Genomic DNA, 15998 nt, shown 5'->3' on the forward strand with positions numbered 1-15998 from the left:
GAGGAGACCGTACCAGCGCCAGAGCATCGCTCGAATTGCAGAAGAGCTAGGCATCCATATCGTAATCCACTACAACTGGAGGAAGGTTTGGCATCTGCATGGAGGTGATGCCTCAATCCGAGAAGGAACCTGAGTGCTGGGGCGCTATCGACAAGTTCACGGTGGTGCTAAAGACTGGAGTGGGTGGCTTTTACTGGACTGTTCTGGCCCCTGACATTGTTAAGCCCTGGCCCCCTCTACCAAGAAAGTTGACGCCTCTCCATCCCGACCACTTTTTTCGCCAGGGAGCTTGATGGAGCAATTCAATGCGTCGTTACAGCGAAGCTGTCAAGGCTGACGTGAGGAGGCTGATGACCCCTCCGCACAGGCAGAGCGTGGCCAGGATCTCTCAGGAGCTGGGCATTCACGTGGTCACCCTCCACAACTGGAGGAAGGCTTGGCGGTTGCAGGGAGAGGTGGTTCCGGCTTCTGAAAAGGATCCTGAGGGCTGGGGAGCCACCGACAAGTTCACAGTGGTGCTGGAGACCGCTGGCCTAAACGCCAAGGAACTCAGCGGCTACTGCCAGGATCGTGGGTTCTACCCTGAATACTTGGGGTGCTGAGGCTAGGCGGCCCAGGGTGCCAACAAGAAGCCAGTGATCAACTTGAAAGAGGAACAGGAACTGAAGCTGGAGAAACTTCGCGCCTAGGTCTGGCGGAAAATGAAACGGCTGCAGAAAGTCCCGTGGCAAGCAGGTTGATGGCCCCCAGCCCACCTAATCGTCGCCGTGAAGCCCCGCCACGCTGGAGGCCCGATCAGCGTCACAGTGGAGCTGCCATCGAATTCTGACGACTGAGTAACAGCGCTTACAAAAGACCGCATCGACCGCATCCATGCCGTTGGTCTCGGTCATCGCGGTGCTGTGATCAACCGGAAGTGGGTTGGATTATCCCCCCACCGGAAGATGAGGACGCCGAACCAAGTACGAGAAGACGACCTGATCATGGACGGCAGGGGCCTCATCTTTCCTGACAGCTACCGGAACGGCCAAACAAAACTGCAAAGTGGACTGGGAACAGCCCCTCATGAGAGCTAGAGTCACTAAAGTTCCGATTCTTACCATCCTGAATTTACAATTTCTGGAATCGTACCTATCTATTGATAGCCATGCGCATCAAGTCTTTGGCTAAAGCCACCCAGGGTCGTTACGCCATGTCACGCCTCTAAAGCCTTAAACAGCAGTCATACCCATTCCGATTATTTCATTTCAGCTGAATACTGAATACCTACCTTCCGTCATGCCATCACTTAGCAAGAACATACTAAGACTATGGAGAGAAGACGAGGCACCATGCTCGTGGCTTCAGATTGACATCGACAATTTCACTTCTCATACTTCAATGCAAGATCGCGTCAAAGAAATTAAGCATTTTGTCGAATGTCACTGCAGCAATACAAACAATGAGAGCGATGCCCGGATTGTGATCAATATCTCTAACGGCGATCAATATGCAGCGCCAAGCAGTCTTCAATCCATAGTCGACTCTCTGATTGGTTCAGACTTTCGCTTATTCATTGTTGATCCAGATACGTCGTCATGGGCCGAAACAAAGTCTCCGAGAATCATGAAAGCACCGACGCAGATATTTTGCACCAACACTCATCGAACAATCACAGCATGCTTTCTCCTTCACTCTTCTAGGCTGAGTAGCGGTGGTGGAGCTGTCAGATCACATCTTTCTAATGTTGAAGAGCTAGTACGACGAGGTGGATTTGTTCATACGCTTGTGGCTAGCAAAAATCTCATTGAAGCAGATTTAGCAGATGCACTTATCTCTGCAGGGTCGTCATTTAGTTATGTCGGTGACTTGCCATGGTGGTATGGCACCGATACTATTATAAATGCTTATTCTCCAGCAGTAACAGAAGAAATTAAGGGCATTGATCCTGATATCGTTATCTCCCAAGTTGGAGTCCTTCCTCAAGCGGCCTTGTCATCAGCGGTGGCTGGCAAGCCACATGTTTGGTACATTAGAGAATTTGGAGATCTTGACTATGGCTGGTCCTTGCCTGCCGAGCCACACATGCTAGGGAGAATCTTTTCCGAACTTTCAAGTATCTGTATCGCTAATTCTTCAGCCATTCGTGAATACTTCTTTGAAGAGAGTATCTCTAATGTTGTCACAGTCAATCCTTGGTTTGTGACGCCGCAGCAGACAAGCATCCGATCAGCTGACACGGCGGCTAGTTCTAAAACATTCACATTTGGTGTCGTTGGCTTTATCCATGCAGGAAAGGGCCAACGTGATGTGGTAAGCGCAATTGCTGAAGCACGGAATCTTGGATATTCATTTCGCGTTCTCTTTTTCGGTGACTGCCTTGAGAGCGAGTTCATGTACCTAAAAAGCTTAATGCATGCATTAGGCATCGAGACGCAGATTCAGTGGATGGGATCTGATAAAGATGTTTCAAGAATCTATGCTTCTATCGACGCGGTTGTGGTTTCTTCACGCAATGAAGCCTATGGCAGAGTTCCCATGGAAGCTGCTTCTTTCTCAGTTCCAATCATTTACACGATGGCAGGTGGGCTTCTAGACTTTATGGAGCATTATGTCAATGGACTTGGCTACTACCCTGGCGATATAGAAACTCTTGCAAAGAATATGATTCAGATTTATCAGAGCGATGACCTGCGTGCAGCTCTGACGGAAAGAGCAAAGGACTTGATCTGTCCTAACGCGCTTGAAAAAAAGAAGAATCAGTTCATTTCAGCCCTGAATCGTTCTCGCACAGAATATTTTCCTACTCCTGCACAAGTTCTTGTCAAGATCATATGTAATTCGCCGGCCAACCTTTCCGTCACAGCATTACCAGCTCCCTACCAAGCGCCAAGAACATTCTACCTGAGGTGCAGGATATTAATCAAGAATTTATTCTATCGCTTTAAACAGAAGATCCGACTGTTTTGGCGATAATAAGCAGCTGCAACGCTAAATCCTTGGATCAACCAAAGAATGATTTACCCAGGACGGTATCCATCTGCCGGGATATCTCCATGGCAAGAATTGCTCGTCACAGCCTCAACGACCAGAATAGGGAAACATTCTCAATACTGAGCGACCTTTTTTATCGAACGCACACCTGAGCCCAGGAGTTGCGGCCATCACAGCCCTTGTGGGTCTGATAGCTATAGCAAGCCAAAGAAAGAAGCCATAATCCATCTGATTCAACACGAACTCAGGCAGAGATCCTGAATCCCTAGCTGGACTTCGTGGCAGCAATGCAGCCAGTTGCGATACAATTTACCTATTGCTTTCAGAGTACCAATTATCTGTGCCGTTTCCAAAAGCCATCGCCTTCTACCTACCCCAATACCACCCAATCCCAGAAAACGACGCCTGGTGGGGAAAGGGTTTCACCGAGTGGAGGAATGTCGCCAAGGCTCGACCACTCTTTGCCCACCACTACCAGCCCCACCTTCCCGCCGATCTCGGCTTCTACGACCTGCGCCTGCCGGAAGCACGCTTGGCCCAGACGGAACTGGCGAGAAGCTACGGAATCCAGGGCTTCTGCTACTACCACTACTGGTTCAATGGCCGCAGGGTGTTGCAGCGACCCTTTGAAGATGTGCTGGCCTCTGGAGAACCAGACTTCCCCTTCTGCTTGTGCTGGGCGAACGAAAACTGGACGCGGCGCTGGGACGGATCCGACGATGAGATTCTTCTGCAACAGAACTATTGCGAGCAGGACGACCATGACCATCTGATCTCCTTGCTGGAGGCCTTCCGGGACCCGCGCTATATCCGCATCGATGACAAACCGCTCTTTCTTGTCTACCGCACCAGCGCCTTGCCGGATCCGGCGCGGACCGCAGCGATCTGGCGGACTCTTGCCCGAGACCATGGAATCGGAGATCTCCATCTCGTTTCCGTCGAATCAAAGGAGAGCGAAATACGCAATCCTCACGACTTCGGCTTTGATGCGGCTGTGGAGTTTCAGCCGTGCTGGCCGATGCTGGAATCGCTTCAAGGCCAGGCACCCAGCCTGCGGGAAAGGATCAAAGGCTTCCTCAAGAAGGAGTCACCCGGGAAGAGCATCCATCGAGTTGTCAGCTACCCGGAGGTCTGCAGGGCCGCCCTCGCCAGAGCCGTGCCGCCCTATCCCCGCTTCCCCTGCGTGACGCCATCCTGGGACAACACGGCGCGACGCCGCTGGGGAGGGATCGTCCTCCAGGATGCGACCCCGGAGCGCTATGGCCAATGGCTTCGGAAAACTGTGGAACAACTTCCCACCCGCGGGCTACCCGAGCCGGTGCTGTTCATCAACGCCTGGAATGAATGGGCGGAGGGCAACCACCTTGAGCCCGACCAACGCTGGGGTACCCGCTATCTGGAGGAGACCCTTTCGGCTCTCAGTGGCGGCGGGATTCAGTACGCATCCTGCATCTCATAAAAATCAGGCTGCACATAATCCTTCCGCAACGGGTAGCCCTTCCAGTCCTCTGGCATCAGTAGCCGCTTGGGATGGGGATGCCCATCGTAAGTGATGCCGAACATGTCGAAGGTTTCGCGCTCCTGCCAATCGGCGCCACGGAACAACCCATAGAGGCTGGGGATCGAAAGGGCACCGTCCCTGGGGAGGAACACCTTCAGGCGCACTTCCTCCGGGTGCACATCGGCTGGCAGCGGACCGTTGCCACCGGCCAGCGCCTCCAACTGATCCAGCATCGCGGCCATCTTCACCAGGTGATAGAAGCTCACCAGCCTGCCGCCGGGACCCTCGTCGTAGCCACCCTGGCACTGCAGATAATCGAAACCGGCGGCCTTCAGCGCCGTGGCCACCAAGGGCAAAGCTGCGGGGTCGACCCCCAGCATCTCCACGCCTTCATGGTCGGGGCCTAGGGGCGAAGCATCAAAACCCTGGCCCCCCAGCCAGGTGCCCACCGGTCCGGCGGCTGGGGGCGTGAGCGAGGATTCCTCAGGCATCGGTGGAGGGGGCGGTGGTGGTGGCGCTGACGGCGCTGGTCATGGGCAGGCCCGCAGCGGCGGCAAGGGCCGCCTGTTGAGTTTCGGCCCGCAGGTAGGCACCAGTGACGATCGGATCGATCCGCTTCATCTGGTGGGGAATGGTGCAGTAACGGTGGGTGGGGCGCAGGTTGCCGCGCTCGGCGAAGGTTTCGTTGCCCACCTTCTTACGCAGTTTGATCACCGCATCGAAGATCGCCTCGGGCCGGGGCGGACAGCCCGGCAGGTAGAGATCCACGGGGATCAGCTTGTCGACACCCCGCACCGCCGTGGTGGAGTCGGCGGAGAACATGCCACCGGTGATCGTGCAGGCGCCCATGGCGATCACGTACTTGGGCTCCGGCATCTGCTCGTAGAGCCGCACCAGCGCCGGACCCATCTTCATCGTGACGGTGCCGGCCACGATCAGCAGGTCAGCCTGGCGCGGGCTGGAGCGGGGCACCAGGCCGAAGCGGTCGAAGTCAAAGCGGGAACCGATCAGGGCGGCGAACTCGATGAAGCAGCAGGCCGTGCCATAGAGCAGCGGCCAGAGGCTGCTGAGACGGGCCCAGTTGTGCAGGTCGTCGAGGCTGGTGAGAATGATGTTCTCGGACAGGTCGGCGGTGACACCGGGGGCGCCCACGGGGCCGCAGCTGGCCTCGCGCAGGTCGCGAAGGGCATCGACGGACAGGGAGCCTGCAGGGGGAGTGAGGGTCATGGTGGGGGTGTGATCAGCTCCACTCGAGGGCGCCCTTGCGCCAGGCGTAGGCCAGGGCCAGCACCAGGATGGAGATGAAGATCAGGGCCTCAATGAAGGCCAGCAAGCCCAGCCGGTGGAAGGCCACCGCCCAGGGATAGAGGAACACGGTCTCGACATCGAAAATGACGAAGACCAGGGCAAACATGTAATAGCGGATGTTGAACTGGATCCAGGCACCGCCGATCGGCTCCATCCCCGACTCATAGGTGAGCTGGCGCTCCCCAGCTCGGCTCTTGGGAGCCAGCAGCTTGTTGGCCACCAGCGCCAGCACCGGGACCGCCGCTGAAATCAGCAGGAAGCCCAGAAAAGCGTCGTAGCCGGAGAGCACAAACATCGGCAGACCCAACCTGGCGCGCATTCTGCCACCTGCCTCCGGGGGCGGCGGTCGCCGCGACGACCGCTGGCGCAGCCCGTCCTGGGACGCCGCGGGGACTGGGGCCCCCGTCGATAGAGTCGTCTGGTATGGCCAGGCATGGGATGAGCACGGAACAGCCCACGGAAATGCCCATCGAGGCGCCGATCGAGGCGCCTGAAGCCGTCGTCGACGACCCCGCCACCCACCGCTTCGAGTGCCGCAGCTGCGGCTTCGTCTACGACCCAGGTGAAGGGGTCAAGAAGCTGGCGATTCCCGCCGGCACCTCCTTCCTCGACCTCGACCCCGTGGGCTTCCGCTGCCCCGTCTGCCGCAGCCGGGTGGGCGCCTTCAAGGACATCGGCCCCCGCAACAAGCCCAGCGGTTTCGAGGAGAACCTCAACTTCGGTCTGGGGGTGAACCGCCTCACCCCCGGCCAGAAGAACGTGCTGATCTTCGGCGGTTTCGCCCTGGCGTTCGCCTTCTTCCTCTCCCTTTACTCCCTGCGTTGATGCCAGTGCTGATGGCCTTCCTCCGCCCGCTGCGACCCCTGCTCAGCCTGGCGCTCTCGCTCGTGCTCGCCTTCGGTCTGACGGGCTGCGTCACCACCGGCCTGCCCACGGCGGCAGCCAGCCCCTGGCAGTCGGTTCCCCTGGACACCCGCTCCAACCCCCTCGACGTCGCCTTCACCAGCACCGACCACGGCTTCCTGGTGGGCAGCAACCGGCTGATCATGGAAACCGACGACGGTGGTGCCAGCTGGCAGGAGCGGGCCCTTGATCTGCCCGAGGAGGAGAACTTCCGCCTGATCAGCATCGATTTCAGAGGCGATGAGGGCTGGATCGTGGGCCAGCCAGGCCTGCTGTTGCACAGCGACGATGCCGGCAAGAGCTGGAGCCGGCTGCTGCTCGACACCAAGCTCCCGGGTGAGCCGTACCTGGTCACGGCCCAGGGGCCGAACAGCGCCGAGCTGGCCACCAACGTGGGTGCCGTGTACCGCACCGCCGATGCCGGCTCCAGCTGGCAGGCCCTGGTGGGTGACGCGGCCGGCGCCATCCGCGATCTGCGCCGCAGCCCCATGGGCGACTACGTCAGCGTCAGCAGCCTCGGCAACTTCTTCGCCACCTGGGAACCCGGCCAGCCCGCCTGGCAGGTGCATCAGCGGGTCAGCAGCCAGCGGCTGCAGTCGATGGGCTTCCAGCCCGACGGCCATCTCTGGATGGTCGCCCGGGGAGCCCAGCTCCGCTTTGACGGTGATCCGAGCACCGCCGAAACCACCGAGAGCGGCGACTGGAGCAAGCCCGTGATCCCGATCACCAACGGCTACGGCTACCTCGACATGGCCTGGGATCCCCGCGGCGCCATCTGGACCGGCGGCGGCAACGGCACCCTGCTGGTGAGCAACGATGCCGGCGCCAGCTGGCAGAGGGATCCGGTGGGCAGCGAACAGCCCACCAACTTCTCGCGGATCGTCTTTGCCCCCGGTGGCAAGGGCTTCGTCCTGGGGGAGCGGGGCGTGCTGCTGCGCTGGGTGGGCTGAACTGCGTCCCTCTGTAACCAACCCCCCGCACCGCCGGCGGTGGCCCCCGGTCGACCCCTAGGATCTTCGGGCTGAACGCTTGTTGCTATGGCTGCCGGCTCCACAGGGGAACGCCCGTTCTTCGAGATCATCACAAGCATCCGCTACTGGGTCATCCACGCGGTGACACTGCCGGCCATCTTCCTGGCGGGCTTCATGTTCGTGTCCACCGGCCTGGCCTACGACGCCTTCGGCACGCCCCGTCCGGATGCTTACTTCCAGGCCCAGGAAACCAAGGCTCCCGTTGTGAGCCAGCGTTACGAGGGCAAGAGCAGCCTTGATCTGCGCCTCCAGGAACCATGACCCAGTCCACCGCCCCCACCACGCCGCGCAACTATCCGATCTTCACGGTGCGTTGGCTGTCCGTCCACGCCCTCGGCATCCCCACGGTTTTCTTCCTGGGTGCCCTGGCCGCCATGCAGTTCGTCCGTCGCTGAGACATCCATGCAGCGCAATTCCAACCCCAACAATCTGCCGGTCGAACTGAACCGCACCAGCCTCTACCTAGGCCTGCTGTTCGTGTTCGTCATCGGCATCCTCTTCTCCAGCTACTTCTTCAACTGATCGGGAGGCACCCCATCCATGAGCGGCAAGAAATCCTCACTTCCTGACGGCCGTATTCCCGACCGCCTTCCCGATGGCCGCCCGGCCGTGGCCTGGAAGAGCCGTTGGACCGAAGGGGTTCTGCCCCTCTGGATGGTCGCCACCGCCGGCGGCATGGCCGTCATCTTCGTGGTCGGCCTGTTCTTCTACGGTTCCTACGTGGGCGTCGGTTCGGCCTGATCCAGCCCGGCGGCACGTCTCCTCAGATCTCTGGACGCTCCAAGTAACGGGAGCGTCCTTTTTTCTGGCGTCCTTTTTTTTCGCGTCGGTCTCCCCTCAGGCGTTGAGCTGATCGAGGCTGAGCGCCAGGAAGTCCGTCTCGCTCAGGTGGCGATCCGTCTGTCCCGTCCCCCCATCGCCTGGCCGCCCCCCGTCGCCCGCAGCCAGGGGCATCAGCCGCACGGATCCATTGGCCGCTTCCTCATCCCCCAGCAGCAGCGCCCAGCGGGCCCCACTGCGGCGGGCCCGCTTCAGCTGCTTGTCAAAGCCTGCGCCTGAGAGATCCACCTGAACAGCCAGCGGCTCCCCGGGCCGATGGCGACACTGACGGGCCAGCCGCATGGCGTAGGCCTCGCCCTCCACCCCCCGGCTCACCACATAGAGGTCCGGCGCCGCGCCGGGGCGTTGTTCTCCGGCCTCGCCCTGCTGCGCCTGGCTGAGCAGCAACACCAGCCGCTCCATGCCCAGGGCCCAGCCGACGGCAGGCGTGGGGGGACCGCCCAGCTGCTCCACCAGCCCGTCGTAGCGGCCACCACCGCAGACGGTGGCCTGGGCCCCCAGCTGGCTGCTGGTGATCTCGAAGGCGGTGTGGCCGTAGTAGTCGAGGCCGCGCACCAGGCGGGGATTGAGCCGGAAGGGGATGGCGAGGGCCTCGAGGCCCTGCCGCACCCGCAGGAAGCGCTCGCGGCTCTCGTCACCGAGGGCGTCGGCCAGGGTGGGGGCCCCGGCCAGCAGGGCCTGGGTCTGGGCGTTCTTGGAATCGAGCACCCGCAGGGGGTTGGTGCTGATGCGCTGTTGGGAGTCGGGATCCAGATCCCCGCGATGGGCCTCCAGCCAGGCCACCAGATCGCTGCGGTAGCGCAGGCGGTCGTCGGAACTGCCCAGGGAGTTGAGCTCCAGCGACAGGCCGCCCACCCCCAGATCCATCAGCAGATCCCAGGCAATGGCGATGGCCTCCACGTCGCTGCGCGGATCGGCATGACCAAGAAACTCCAGACCGATCTGGTGAAATTGCCTCTGCCGACCCGCCTGGGGCCGTTCGTAGCGGAACATCGGGCCGCCGTACCAGAGCCGCTGGGGCCCCTGGGCCACCAGGCCATGCTGGATGGCGGCCCGCACCACAGAGGCCGTGCCCTCCGGCCGCAGGGTGCAGTGGCGCTCGCCACGATCCTCGAAGCTGTACATCTCCTTGCCCACCACGTCGGTGGCCTCACCGATGCCCCGGGCGAACAGCTCGGTCACCTCCAGCAGCGGCGTGCGGATCTCTTCGACAGCGGCCCGACGGAAGTGGTCCCGAGCGGTGGCTTCGATCCGCTGCCAGAAGGGGGTCTGACCGGGCAGCAGGTCGACCATGCCCCGCAGGCTCTGGAGCGGTTTCAAGACGGTGCGGATCGGCAGCGATTCATTGTGCCCGAAGGGGTCGGCTCAGGTGCCGTGGAACTCCTTGAACCAGGCGGCGAAACGCTCGATCCCCGCCTCGATCGGAGTGGAGGGGCGGAACCCCACCCAGGCCGCCAGGGCCGTGGTGTCGGCCGCGGTGGCCGGCACGTCGCCGGGCTGCATGGGCTGAAGATCCATGATCGCGGGGCGTCCGAGGGCCTGCTCCAGCAGGGCGATGAACTGCAGCAGGGGCACCGGCTGGGCATTGCCGATGTTGAAGATCCGGTGCGGGGCGGCGGCGGTGGCCGGGTTGGGATGCAGCGGATCGAAGCCAGGATCCGCCGTGGCGGGCTTGTCGAGGCAGCGGATCACCCCTTCGACGATGTCGTCGATGTAGGTGAAATCCCTCTCCATTCGGCCGTGGTTGAACACCCGGATCGGTTCACCCGCGAGGATCGCCTTGGCGAACAGCATCGGCGCCATGTCGGGCCGCCCCCAGGGGCCATAGACGGTGAAAAAGCGCAGGCCGGTGGCCGGCAGGCCATAGAGATGGCTGTAGGTGTGGGCCATCAGTTCATTCGCCTTCTTGGTGGCCGCATACAGGCTCACCGGATGGTTGACCGGATCCTGCTCCGAGAAGGGCATGTGGCGGTTGCCGCCGTAGATCGAGCTGCTCGACGCGTACACCAGATGCTCCACGGCCCCATGGCGGCAAGCCTCGAGAATCGAGCCAAAGCCCACCAGGTTGCTCTGGATGTACAGCGACGGGTTGTCGATCGAGTGGCGCACACCGGCCTGGGCGGCCAGATGCAGCACCCGGGCGGGCCGCTCGGCGGCGAACAGCGCTGCGACCCCTTCAGAGTCCACCAGGTCGAGGTGGTGGAAGCGGAAGGCCCCCGGTGGGGCCAGAGCCTCAAGCCGCTCCAGCCGGGCCCGCTTCAGGGCCGGGTCGTAGTAGGAGTTGAGATTATCGAGCCCGATCACCCGATCGCCTCGCGCCAGGAGCTGCTCGGCTACAGCCCCTCCGATGAAGCCGGCAACCCCGGTGACGAGGATCGTTGCCTGCGCCGTCAATGACCGTCCCGCAAGCGTTCACGGAAATAGGCGATGGTGGGCTCCAGTCCCTCGTCCAGGCTCACCTTCGGCTCCCAGCCCAGCAGGTCCCGGGCCAGGTCGATGACGGGCTGACGCTGCAAGGGATCGTCCTGGGGCAACGGCTGGGTGGTGAGCTCCAGACCGGGCTGAATGCGGTCCCGAACCCGTTCGGCCAACTGACGAATGGTGAATTCGCCTGGATTGCCGATGTTGATCGGGCCGGTGTGATCGCCGTTCATCAGCCGGATCATGCCCTCGATCAGATCATCCACGTAGCAGAAGGAACGGGTCTGGCTGCCATCGCCATAGAGGGTGAGGGAATGACCCTGCAAGGCCTGCACGATGAAGTTGCTCACCACCCGACCATCGTCGGGGAGCATGCGGGGACCGTAGGTGTTGAAGATCCGCATGACCCGGATTTCGGTGCCGTGCATGCGCTGGTAGTCGAAACAGAGGGTCTCGGCGATGCGCTTGCCTTCGTCGTAGCAGGAGCGGATGCCGATGGTATTGACGCAACCCCGGTAGCTCTCGGGCTGGGGGTGCACCTCTGGATCGCCGTACACCTCGCTGGTGCTGGCCAGCAGCAACCGGGCCCCGACGCGGCGCGCCAGACCGAGCATGTTGTAGGTGCCCAGGAAGCTGGTCTTGGCCGTCTTGATCGGATTCGACTGGTAGTGCACCGGCGAGGCCGGGCAGGCGAGGTGCCAGATCCTGTCGACTTCCAGCCGGATCGGCTCGGTGACGTCGTGGCGGATCAGTTCAAAGTTGGCGTGGCCCAGCCAGTGGCGGATGTTGTCCTTGCGGCCGGTATAAAAGTTGTCGAGGCAAATCACCTCCTCACCGGCCTCCATCAGCCGGTCGACCAGGTGGGAGCCAAGGAAGCCGGCCCCACCGGTGATCAGATTGCGGCGCGTCACTCAGCCCTCACCCACCCGCCAGACGTTAAGCCCCGCCGCGCGGGCGGCGGCGGCATCGGCGATGGCCCTGGCGTCAAACAGCCAGGCCGGACGACGCATCACCGCGGCGATCGCTCCCCAGTCGAGCGTGGCGTAGTCGCGCCACTCGGTGAGGATCAGCACGGCGTCGGCTCCGCTGGCTGCCTCCAGGGGCGAAGACGCGGCCTGCCAGCCGCCATCGGCATCCGAAGGGGGCTGGCCCAGGTCGGTGACGATCTGGGAAACTGACACCTTGGGATCCACAATCACCAACCGGGCCCCTTCCTCAATCAGGTTCTGGCAGATGCGGATGGCGGGAGCCTCCCGGGTGTCGTTGGTGTCCGCCTTGAAGGCGAACCCCAGCAACGCCAGCCGCTTGCCGGTGACCGTGCCGAACAACCGTTGCACCACCATCCGGGCGATGCGGTCCTGCTGCCAGGTGTTCAGCGTCACCACCTGCTCCCAGTAGCCCGCCTCCTCGTCGAGACCGTAGTGGCGGCAGAGATAGACCAGGTTCAGGATGTCCTTCTGGAAGCAACTGCCGCCAAATCCGGGCCCGGCCTGCAGGAACTTCGCTCCGATCCGGGAATCGGTGCCGATCGCGCGCCCCACCTCGCGAACATCCGCCCCGGTGGCTTCGCAAAGGGCGGCGATGCTGTTGATCGAGGAGATCCTCTGGGCCAGGAAGGCGTTGGCGGTGAGCTTGGAGAGCTCGCTGCTCCAGAGATTGGTGCGCAGGATCCGATCCTGGGGCACCCAGGTGGCATAGATCCCCGCCAGGGACTCGATCGCGGCGGTGTCCTCGCCCCCGATCAGCACCCGGTCGGGGGCTTCGAGGTCGCCGATCGCCGTGCCTTCCGCCAAGAACTCGGGATTGGACAGCACCGCGAAGGTCTTGGCTTGCCTGCGATCGCCCTCCGGGCGGTTCTGCTGGGCGGCGCCCAGGATCGCCTTGACGGTCTCGGCGGTGCGGACCGGCAGGGTGCTCTTCTCCACCACGATCGTGTGACCGCGGGCGGAGGCGGCCACCTGGCGGGCCGAGGCCTCGATCCAGCGCAGGTCACTGGCCTGGCCCGCCCCCACCCCCCGGGTCTTAGTAGGGGTGTTCACCGAGAGGAACACCATGTCGGCGGCGGCGATGGCCGCATCCACCTCGGTGGTGAAGTGAAGGTTGCGCCCCCTGGCCCTGCCCACCACCGCGTCCAGCCCGGGTTCGTACACCGGCAGGCGCGACAGGTCGGGATCGTTCCAGGCCGCGATCCGCTCGGCATTGAGATCCACCACCGTGACCTGAATCCCCGGGCATCGGTCGGCGATCACCGCCATCGTGGGTCCCCCCACATAGCCCGCACCGATGCAACAGATGGTGCGAATCGGCGAAGGGGCCGGATCCATAGGGGATGACAGTGCTGCTGGGACACTACTTCCATCGCCTGGCGTTAGCTCTCGACTGTTGTTGAGCTGGGAAAAACCCGATGGGTGGGAAGGTTAAGGACAGGTAAGTTGTGTTCGACAGCCTTCGGGGGGCCGTTCCTTGACCAAGGTGCTGCTGACGGGAGGAGCCGGATTCATCGGCAGCCACACCTGCCTGGCCCTGCTGGAATCCGGCCATCAGGTGGTCGTGATGGACGACTTCAGCAACGGCAGTGCCGAAGCCCTGAGCCGCGTGGCCGCATTGGCAGGGTTGGGGCCCTGGCGGCAGACCTCGGCGGAACGCTGGACAGGGGCCGAGCCTGAGGGCAGCCGTCTCACCTTGTTCCGGGGTGATGTGCGCTCTCCTCAGGATCTCGATCGAGCCTTCGGAGCCGCGGATGTTGGCGGAGGCATCGGCGCCGTGCTCCACTTCGCCGGCCTCAAGGCTGTGGGCGAATCGATGGCCCAGCCGCTGCGCTACTGGGACGTGAACGTCACCGGCACGGTCCGGCTGCTTGAGGCCATGGGCCGCCATGGTTGTCAGACGCTCGTCTTCAGCAGCAGCGCCACCCTTTACGGCACCACCGAGACGGTGCCGATCCCCGAATCAGCCCCCCTCCAGCCCATCAATCCCTACGGCTACACCAAGGCCGCTGTCGAGCGGATGCTCACCGATATGGCCGGCAGCGCCCCGGGGTGGAGGATCGCCCTGCTGCGGTACTTCAATCCCGTGGGGGCCCACCCAAGCGGACGCATCGGTGAAGATCCCCACGGCCTTCCCAACAATCTTTTTCCCTTCTTGTGCCAGGTGGCGGGTGGACGCCGCCGACAACTGGAGGTGTTCGGCGGCGACTGGCCCACGGGCGACGGCACCGGCGTCCGCGACTATCTGCATGTGATGGATCTGGCCGAAGGCCATGGCCGGGCCCTCGATGTGCTTCTGGCGGAACCTCCCCAGGTGCTCACGCTCAACCTCGGCAGTGGCTGCGGCCATTCGGTACTTGAACTGTTACAGACCTTCGAAGCCACCAACGGCCTGCGGCTGCCCTACACCGTGGTGGAACGGCGGCCGGGGGATTCCGCCGTGAGCATTGCCGATCCCGGCCAGGCGGAGCGGCGCATGGGCTGGCGGACACGACGCTCCCTGGCGGACATCTGCCGCGATGGCTGGGCCTGGCAGAGCGCCAACCCCCAGGGCTACAGAGGCACCGAGACGCAGCCCACCCCGGAACTCATCGGGGCGCAGAACGGGTCCTGAGGTAAATCCTCATCCCATGCTCACGCCGGACCAGCCGGAAACCCACCCGTTGCAGCTGGGCTGTCGTGAGGCTGTTGAGGGAGAGGTGGGCGTAGCTGGACACCAGATCGGGCTGCCAATGGTTGCTGGCCTGGGCGATCCGGCTCACGTAGGGCGCGTCGTACTCCCGCAGCACCACCAGATCGACCCGGTTCCGATCGAGCCAGGCCCCCAGGGCCGCGGGAGAACCCATGGCGCGACGCAGCCCTGGATACTGGCCCGACTCCACCGTGGAGGCCGCCAGCTTGGTGATATCCCTGGCCGCCACGGGAGCCAGGCACTGGCGGGTACCCACCACGGCGCCGACGTAGGGATCGCTCAGCAGCGTTCTCCCCTGCAGCGAGGGATGCCGGTCACACAACTCGCGCAAGGGACCAAGGATCGGTTCGATGGTGGCTCCGTCCGCCGGCCGCACCTCCTCCAGTGGAGTGAGCAGATGGGGCACTTTGGAGACCAGCACATTCGGCCGACCCCGCAGCTGCAGCGGGAACACCAGCACGGCAACAAGACTGGCGATCGTGAACAGCAGCCCCCCCCGGACAAGGCGCCCCCCCCGCCACCGCTGGTCCAGGGCCCCGGCGATCGCGGGAATGCTGATCCAGAACAGACTGGCCCAGACCAGTCGGTAGGCGCTGTCCGGCTCGATCAGCTTGAAGACCAGATCATTGATGAAGGGGAACCACCACTCCAGCAGCACGAGCGGCGCCAGCAGGGCCAGGGCCAGCACCGCGCCGGGGGGTTGCCGCCAGCTCCGCCAAAGGCCGAGGCACACCCCTGAAAACATCAGCGCGGCCAGAAAGACCGGCTCCCAGGTGGCCACCGGCAGGCTGGGCCAGAAATAGAAAAAGCGATGGCCCAGAAACCGGTAGTCGTGAACGAAGCGCATGGTCTCTGGCCAGTCGTAGAACGACGCGAGCCTTGGGTGCCAGGGCATTCGGTTAAGGGCCAGGAGCAGTAGGCCGGCTCCTGCGACGCCGACCACCCGGCGCTGCCGTGAGGGCCAGAGCACCAGGCTGGCGGCGCAGGCCACGACCAACAGATTGACCGTGAGAAAGGCCGTGACGCCATGGGCGTGATAGGCGAAGTAACCGGAAACCAGCAGCACGGCCGTCGCCTGCCCCACCCGGCGCGTCCCCGGCCAATCAGGCCTCTGCAGCAACCCGAAAAGCGGCGTGGCGCCCGCCATCACCAAGGCCAGTCCGGGGAGGGTGCCATTGAGGGCAATCTGATGGAAAAAGGAAAAGTTCTGGTGCCCCTGGCGTGGACCCCAAAAACTGAACCAGTCCTTATGAGAGCTTCCCTACCGGCCAGACTTGGCCAGGAGAAGCCCCATGAAACGCAAGCGCCACACCCCCGAGCAGATCATCCGCAAGCTGCGCACC

18 protein-coding genes are annotated in these 15998 nt (G+C 62.7%); 10 read left to right on the plus strand and 8 right to left on the minus strand.

Annotated features, from left to right (window positions below; translation table 11 throughout):
- Positions 1-305 precede the first annotated feature (305 nt).
- The 3 genes from VB739_RS04875 to VB739_RS04885 all read left to right on the plus strand — a co-directional run bounded on the left by VB739_RS04875 (position 306) and on the right by VB739_RS04885 (position 4432).
- The gene (locus VB739_RS04875; RefSeq protein ID WP_323355987.1) at positions 306-602 is read left to right on the plus strand and encodes a transposase; all 297 of its coding nucleotides are present in this window, start codon (positions 306-308) and stop codon (positions 600-602) included.
- Positions 603-1380: 778 nt separating this feature from the next.
- The gene (locus VB739_RS04880) at positions 1381-2955 is read left to right on the plus strand and encodes a glycosyltransferase family 4 protein (RefSeq protein WP_323355988.1); all 1575 of its coding nucleotides are present in this window, start codon (positions 1381-1383) and stop codon (positions 2953-2955) included.
- 334 nt (positions 2956-3289) lie between these two features.
- Complete coding sequence (locus VB739_RS04885) at positions 3290-4432, plus strand: glycoside hydrolase family 99-like domain-containing protein (protein WP_323355989.1); 1143 nt, start codon at positions 3290-3292, stop codon at positions 4430-4432.
- On the opposite strand, the gene VB739_RS04890 is transcribed toward VB739_RS04885, so the two are convergent.
- The 3 genes from VB739_RS04890 to ndhC are packed head-to-tail and all read right to left on the minus strand — an operon-like array spanning position 4408 to position 6077.
- Positions 4408-4965: an NAD(P)H-quinone oxidoreductase subunit J gene (locus tag VB739_RS04890; protein WP_323355990.1), complete on the minus strand. Its 558-nt coding sequence runs from the start codon at positions 4963-4965 to the stop codon at positions 4408-4410. The two genes, VB739_RS04885 and VB739_RS04890, sit on opposite strands and share 25 nt — an antisense overlap.
- Positions 4958-5701, minus strand: a complete 744-nt coding sequence (gene nuoB, locus VB739_RS04895; RefSeq protein WP_323355991.1) for an NADH-quinone oxidoreductase subunit NuoB — start codon at positions 5699-5701, stop codon at positions 4958-4960. Before nuoB ends, VB739_RS04890 begins: the two co-directional genes overlap by 8 nt.
- Before the next feature lie 13 nt (positions 5702-5714).
- A complete protein-coding gene (gene ndhC, locus VB739_RS04900) occupies positions 5715-6077 on the minus strand; it encodes a photosynthetic/respiratory NAD(P)H-quinone oxidoreductase subunit C (protein WP_254954148.1) in 363 nt (120 codons plus the stop codon).
- Between the two features lie 143 nt (positions 6078-6220).
- Between ndhC and VB739_RS04905 the strand changes: the two genes are divergently transcribed.
- The 6 genes from VB739_RS04905 (at position 6221) to VB739_RS04930 (ending at position 8457) form a co-directional block, all read left to right on the plus strand.
- Positions 6221-6607 (plus strand): rubredoxin, encoded by a 387-nt coding sequence (locus VB739_RS04905; RefSeq protein WP_323355992.1) that lies wholly within the window; start codon positions 6221-6223, stop codon positions 6605-6607.
- An 11-nt stretch (positions 6608-6618) separates the two neighbouring features.
- Complete coding sequence (locus VB739_RS04910) at positions 6619-7635, plus strand: photosynthesis system II assembly factor Ycf48 (RefSeq protein ID WP_323355993.1); 1017 nt, start codon at positions 6619-6621, stop codon at positions 7633-7635.
- Positions 7636-7722: 87 nt separating this feature from the next.
- Complete coding sequence (gene psbE / locus VB739_RS04915; protein WP_216907496.1) at positions 7723-7977, plus strand: cytochrome b559 subunit alpha; 255 nt, start codon at positions 7723-7725, stop codon at positions 7975-7977.
- Positions 7974-8111 carry a cytochrome b559 subunit beta gene (gene psbF, locus VB739_RS04920; RefSeq protein ID WP_015109701.1) on the plus strand — a complete coding sequence of 46 codons (138 nt, stop codon included), beginning with the start codon at positions 7974-7976 and terminating at the stop codon, positions 8109-8111. The genes psbE and psbF overlap by 4 nt, the downstream gene beginning before the upstream one ends.
- Positions 8112-8118: 7 nt before the next feature.
- Positions 8119-8238 (plus strand): photosystem II reaction center protein L, encoded by a 120-nt coding sequence (locus tag VB739_RS04925; protein ID WP_254954152.1) that lies wholly within the window; start codon positions 8119-8121, stop codon positions 8236-8238.
- A gap of 18 nt (positions 8239-8256) precedes the next feature.
- On the plus strand, positions 8257-8457 hold the full coding sequence (locus VB739_RS04930; RefSeq protein WP_015109703.1) for a photosystem II reaction center protein J: 201 nt from the start codon (positions 8257-8259) through the stop codon (positions 8455-8457).
- A gap of 96 nt (positions 8458-8553) precedes the next feature.
- Here VB739_RS04930 and hisS read toward each other — a convergent pair whose 3' ends face one another.
- From hisS to VB739_RS04950, 4 genes are read right to left on the minus strand one after another with little or no spacing between them, the layout of a single operon-like run.
- Positions 8554-9876: a histidine--tRNA ligase gene (gene hisS, locus VB739_RS04935; RefSeq protein ID WP_323355994.1), complete on the minus strand. Its 1323-nt coding sequence runs from the start codon at positions 9874-9876 to the stop codon at positions 8554-8556.
- 45 nt (positions 9877-9921) lie between these two features.
- Entirely contained in the window at positions 9922-10950 is a 1029-nt protein-coding gene (locus VB739_RS04940; protein WP_323355995.1) for an NAD-dependent epimerase, read from the minus strand.
- A complete protein-coding gene (locus VB739_RS04945; RefSeq protein ID WP_323355996.1) occupies positions 10947-11888 on the minus strand; it encodes a UDP-glucuronic acid decarboxylase family protein in 942 nt (313 codons plus the stop codon). Before VB739_RS04945 ends, VB739_RS04940 begins: the two co-directional genes overlap by 4 nt.
- Complete coding sequence (locus VB739_RS04950) at positions 11889-13301, minus strand: nucleotide sugar dehydrogenase (RefSeq protein WP_323355997.1); 1413 nt, start codon at positions 13299-13301, stop codon at positions 11889-11891.
- Between the two features lie 139 nt (positions 13302-13440).
- Here VB739_RS04950 and galE point away from each other — a divergent pair, with 139 nt between their 5' ends.
- A complete protein-coding gene (gene galE / locus VB739_RS04955; protein WP_323355998.1) occupies positions 13441-14577 on the plus strand; it encodes a UDP-glucose 4-epimerase GalE in 1137 nt (378 codons plus the stop codon).
- Here galE and VB739_RS04960 read toward each other — a convergent pair.
- Positions 14552-15721 carry a hypothetical protein gene (locus VB739_RS04960; protein WP_323355999.1) on the minus strand — a complete coding sequence of 390 codons (1170 nt, stop codon included), beginning with the start codon at positions 15719-15721 and terminating at the stop codon, positions 14552-14554. The genes galE and VB739_RS04960 overlap by 26 nt on opposite strands.
- Positions 15722-15998: the final 277 nt, after the last annotated feature.

It is taken from the genome of Cyanobium gracile UHCC 0281, from assembly GCF_034931305.1.
GTDB classification, from domain to species: domain Bacteria; phylum Cyanobacteriota; class Cyanobacteriia; order PCC-6307; family Cyanobiaceae; genus Cyanobium; species Cyanobium gracile_A.

Bases quoted from the DNA above. Each gene is read 5' to 3' on its own strand.
- VB739_RS04910 (WP_323355993.1), top strand. From the start codon at position 6,619: ATGGCCTTCCTCCGCCCGCTGCGACCCCTGCTCAGCCTGGCGCTCTCG.
- psbF (WP_015109701.1), top strand. From the start codon at position 7,974: ATGACCCAGTCCACCGCCCCCACCACGCCGCGCAACTATCCGATCTTC.
- VB739_RS04890 (WP_323355990.1), bottom strand. From the start codon at position 4,965: ATGCCTGAGGAATCCTCGCTCACGCCCCCAGCCGCCGGACCGGTGGGC.
- VB739_RS04950 (WP_323355997.1), bottom strand. From the start codon at position 13,301: ATGGATCCGGCCCCTTCGCCGATTCGCACCATCTGTTGCATCGGTGCG.
- VB739_RS04930 (WP_015109703.1), top strand. From the start codon at position 8,257: ATGAGCGGCAAGAAATCCTCACTTCCTGACGGCCGTATTCCCGACCGC.
- VB739_RS04905 (WP_323355992.1), top strand. From the start codon at position 6,221: ATGAGCACGGAACAGCCCACGGAAATGCCCATCGAGGCGCCGATCGAG.
- psbE (WP_216907496.1), top strand. From the start codon at position 7,723: ATGGCTGCCGGCTCCACAGGGGAACGCCCGTTCTTCGAGATCATCACA.
- VB739_RS04875 (WP_323355987.1), top strand. From the start codon at position 306: ATGCGTCGTTACAGCGAAGCTGTCAAGGCTGACGTGAGGAGGCTGATG.
- ndhC (WP_254954148.1), bottom strand. From the start codon at position 6,077: ATGTTTGTGCTCTCCGGCTACGACGCTTTTCTGGGCTTCCTGCTGATT.
- VB739_RS04880 (WP_323355988.1), top strand. From the start codon at position 1,381: ATGCAAGATCGCGTCAAAGAAATTAAGCATTTTGTCGAATGTCACTGC.
- VB739_RS04925 (WP_254954152.1), top strand. From the start codon at position 8,119: ATGCAGCGCAATTCCAACCCCAACAATCTGCCGGTCGAACTGAACCGC.
- nuoB (WP_323355991.1), bottom strand. From the start codon at position 5,701: ATGACCCTCACTCCCCCTGCAGGCTCCCTGTCCGTCGATGCCCTTCGC.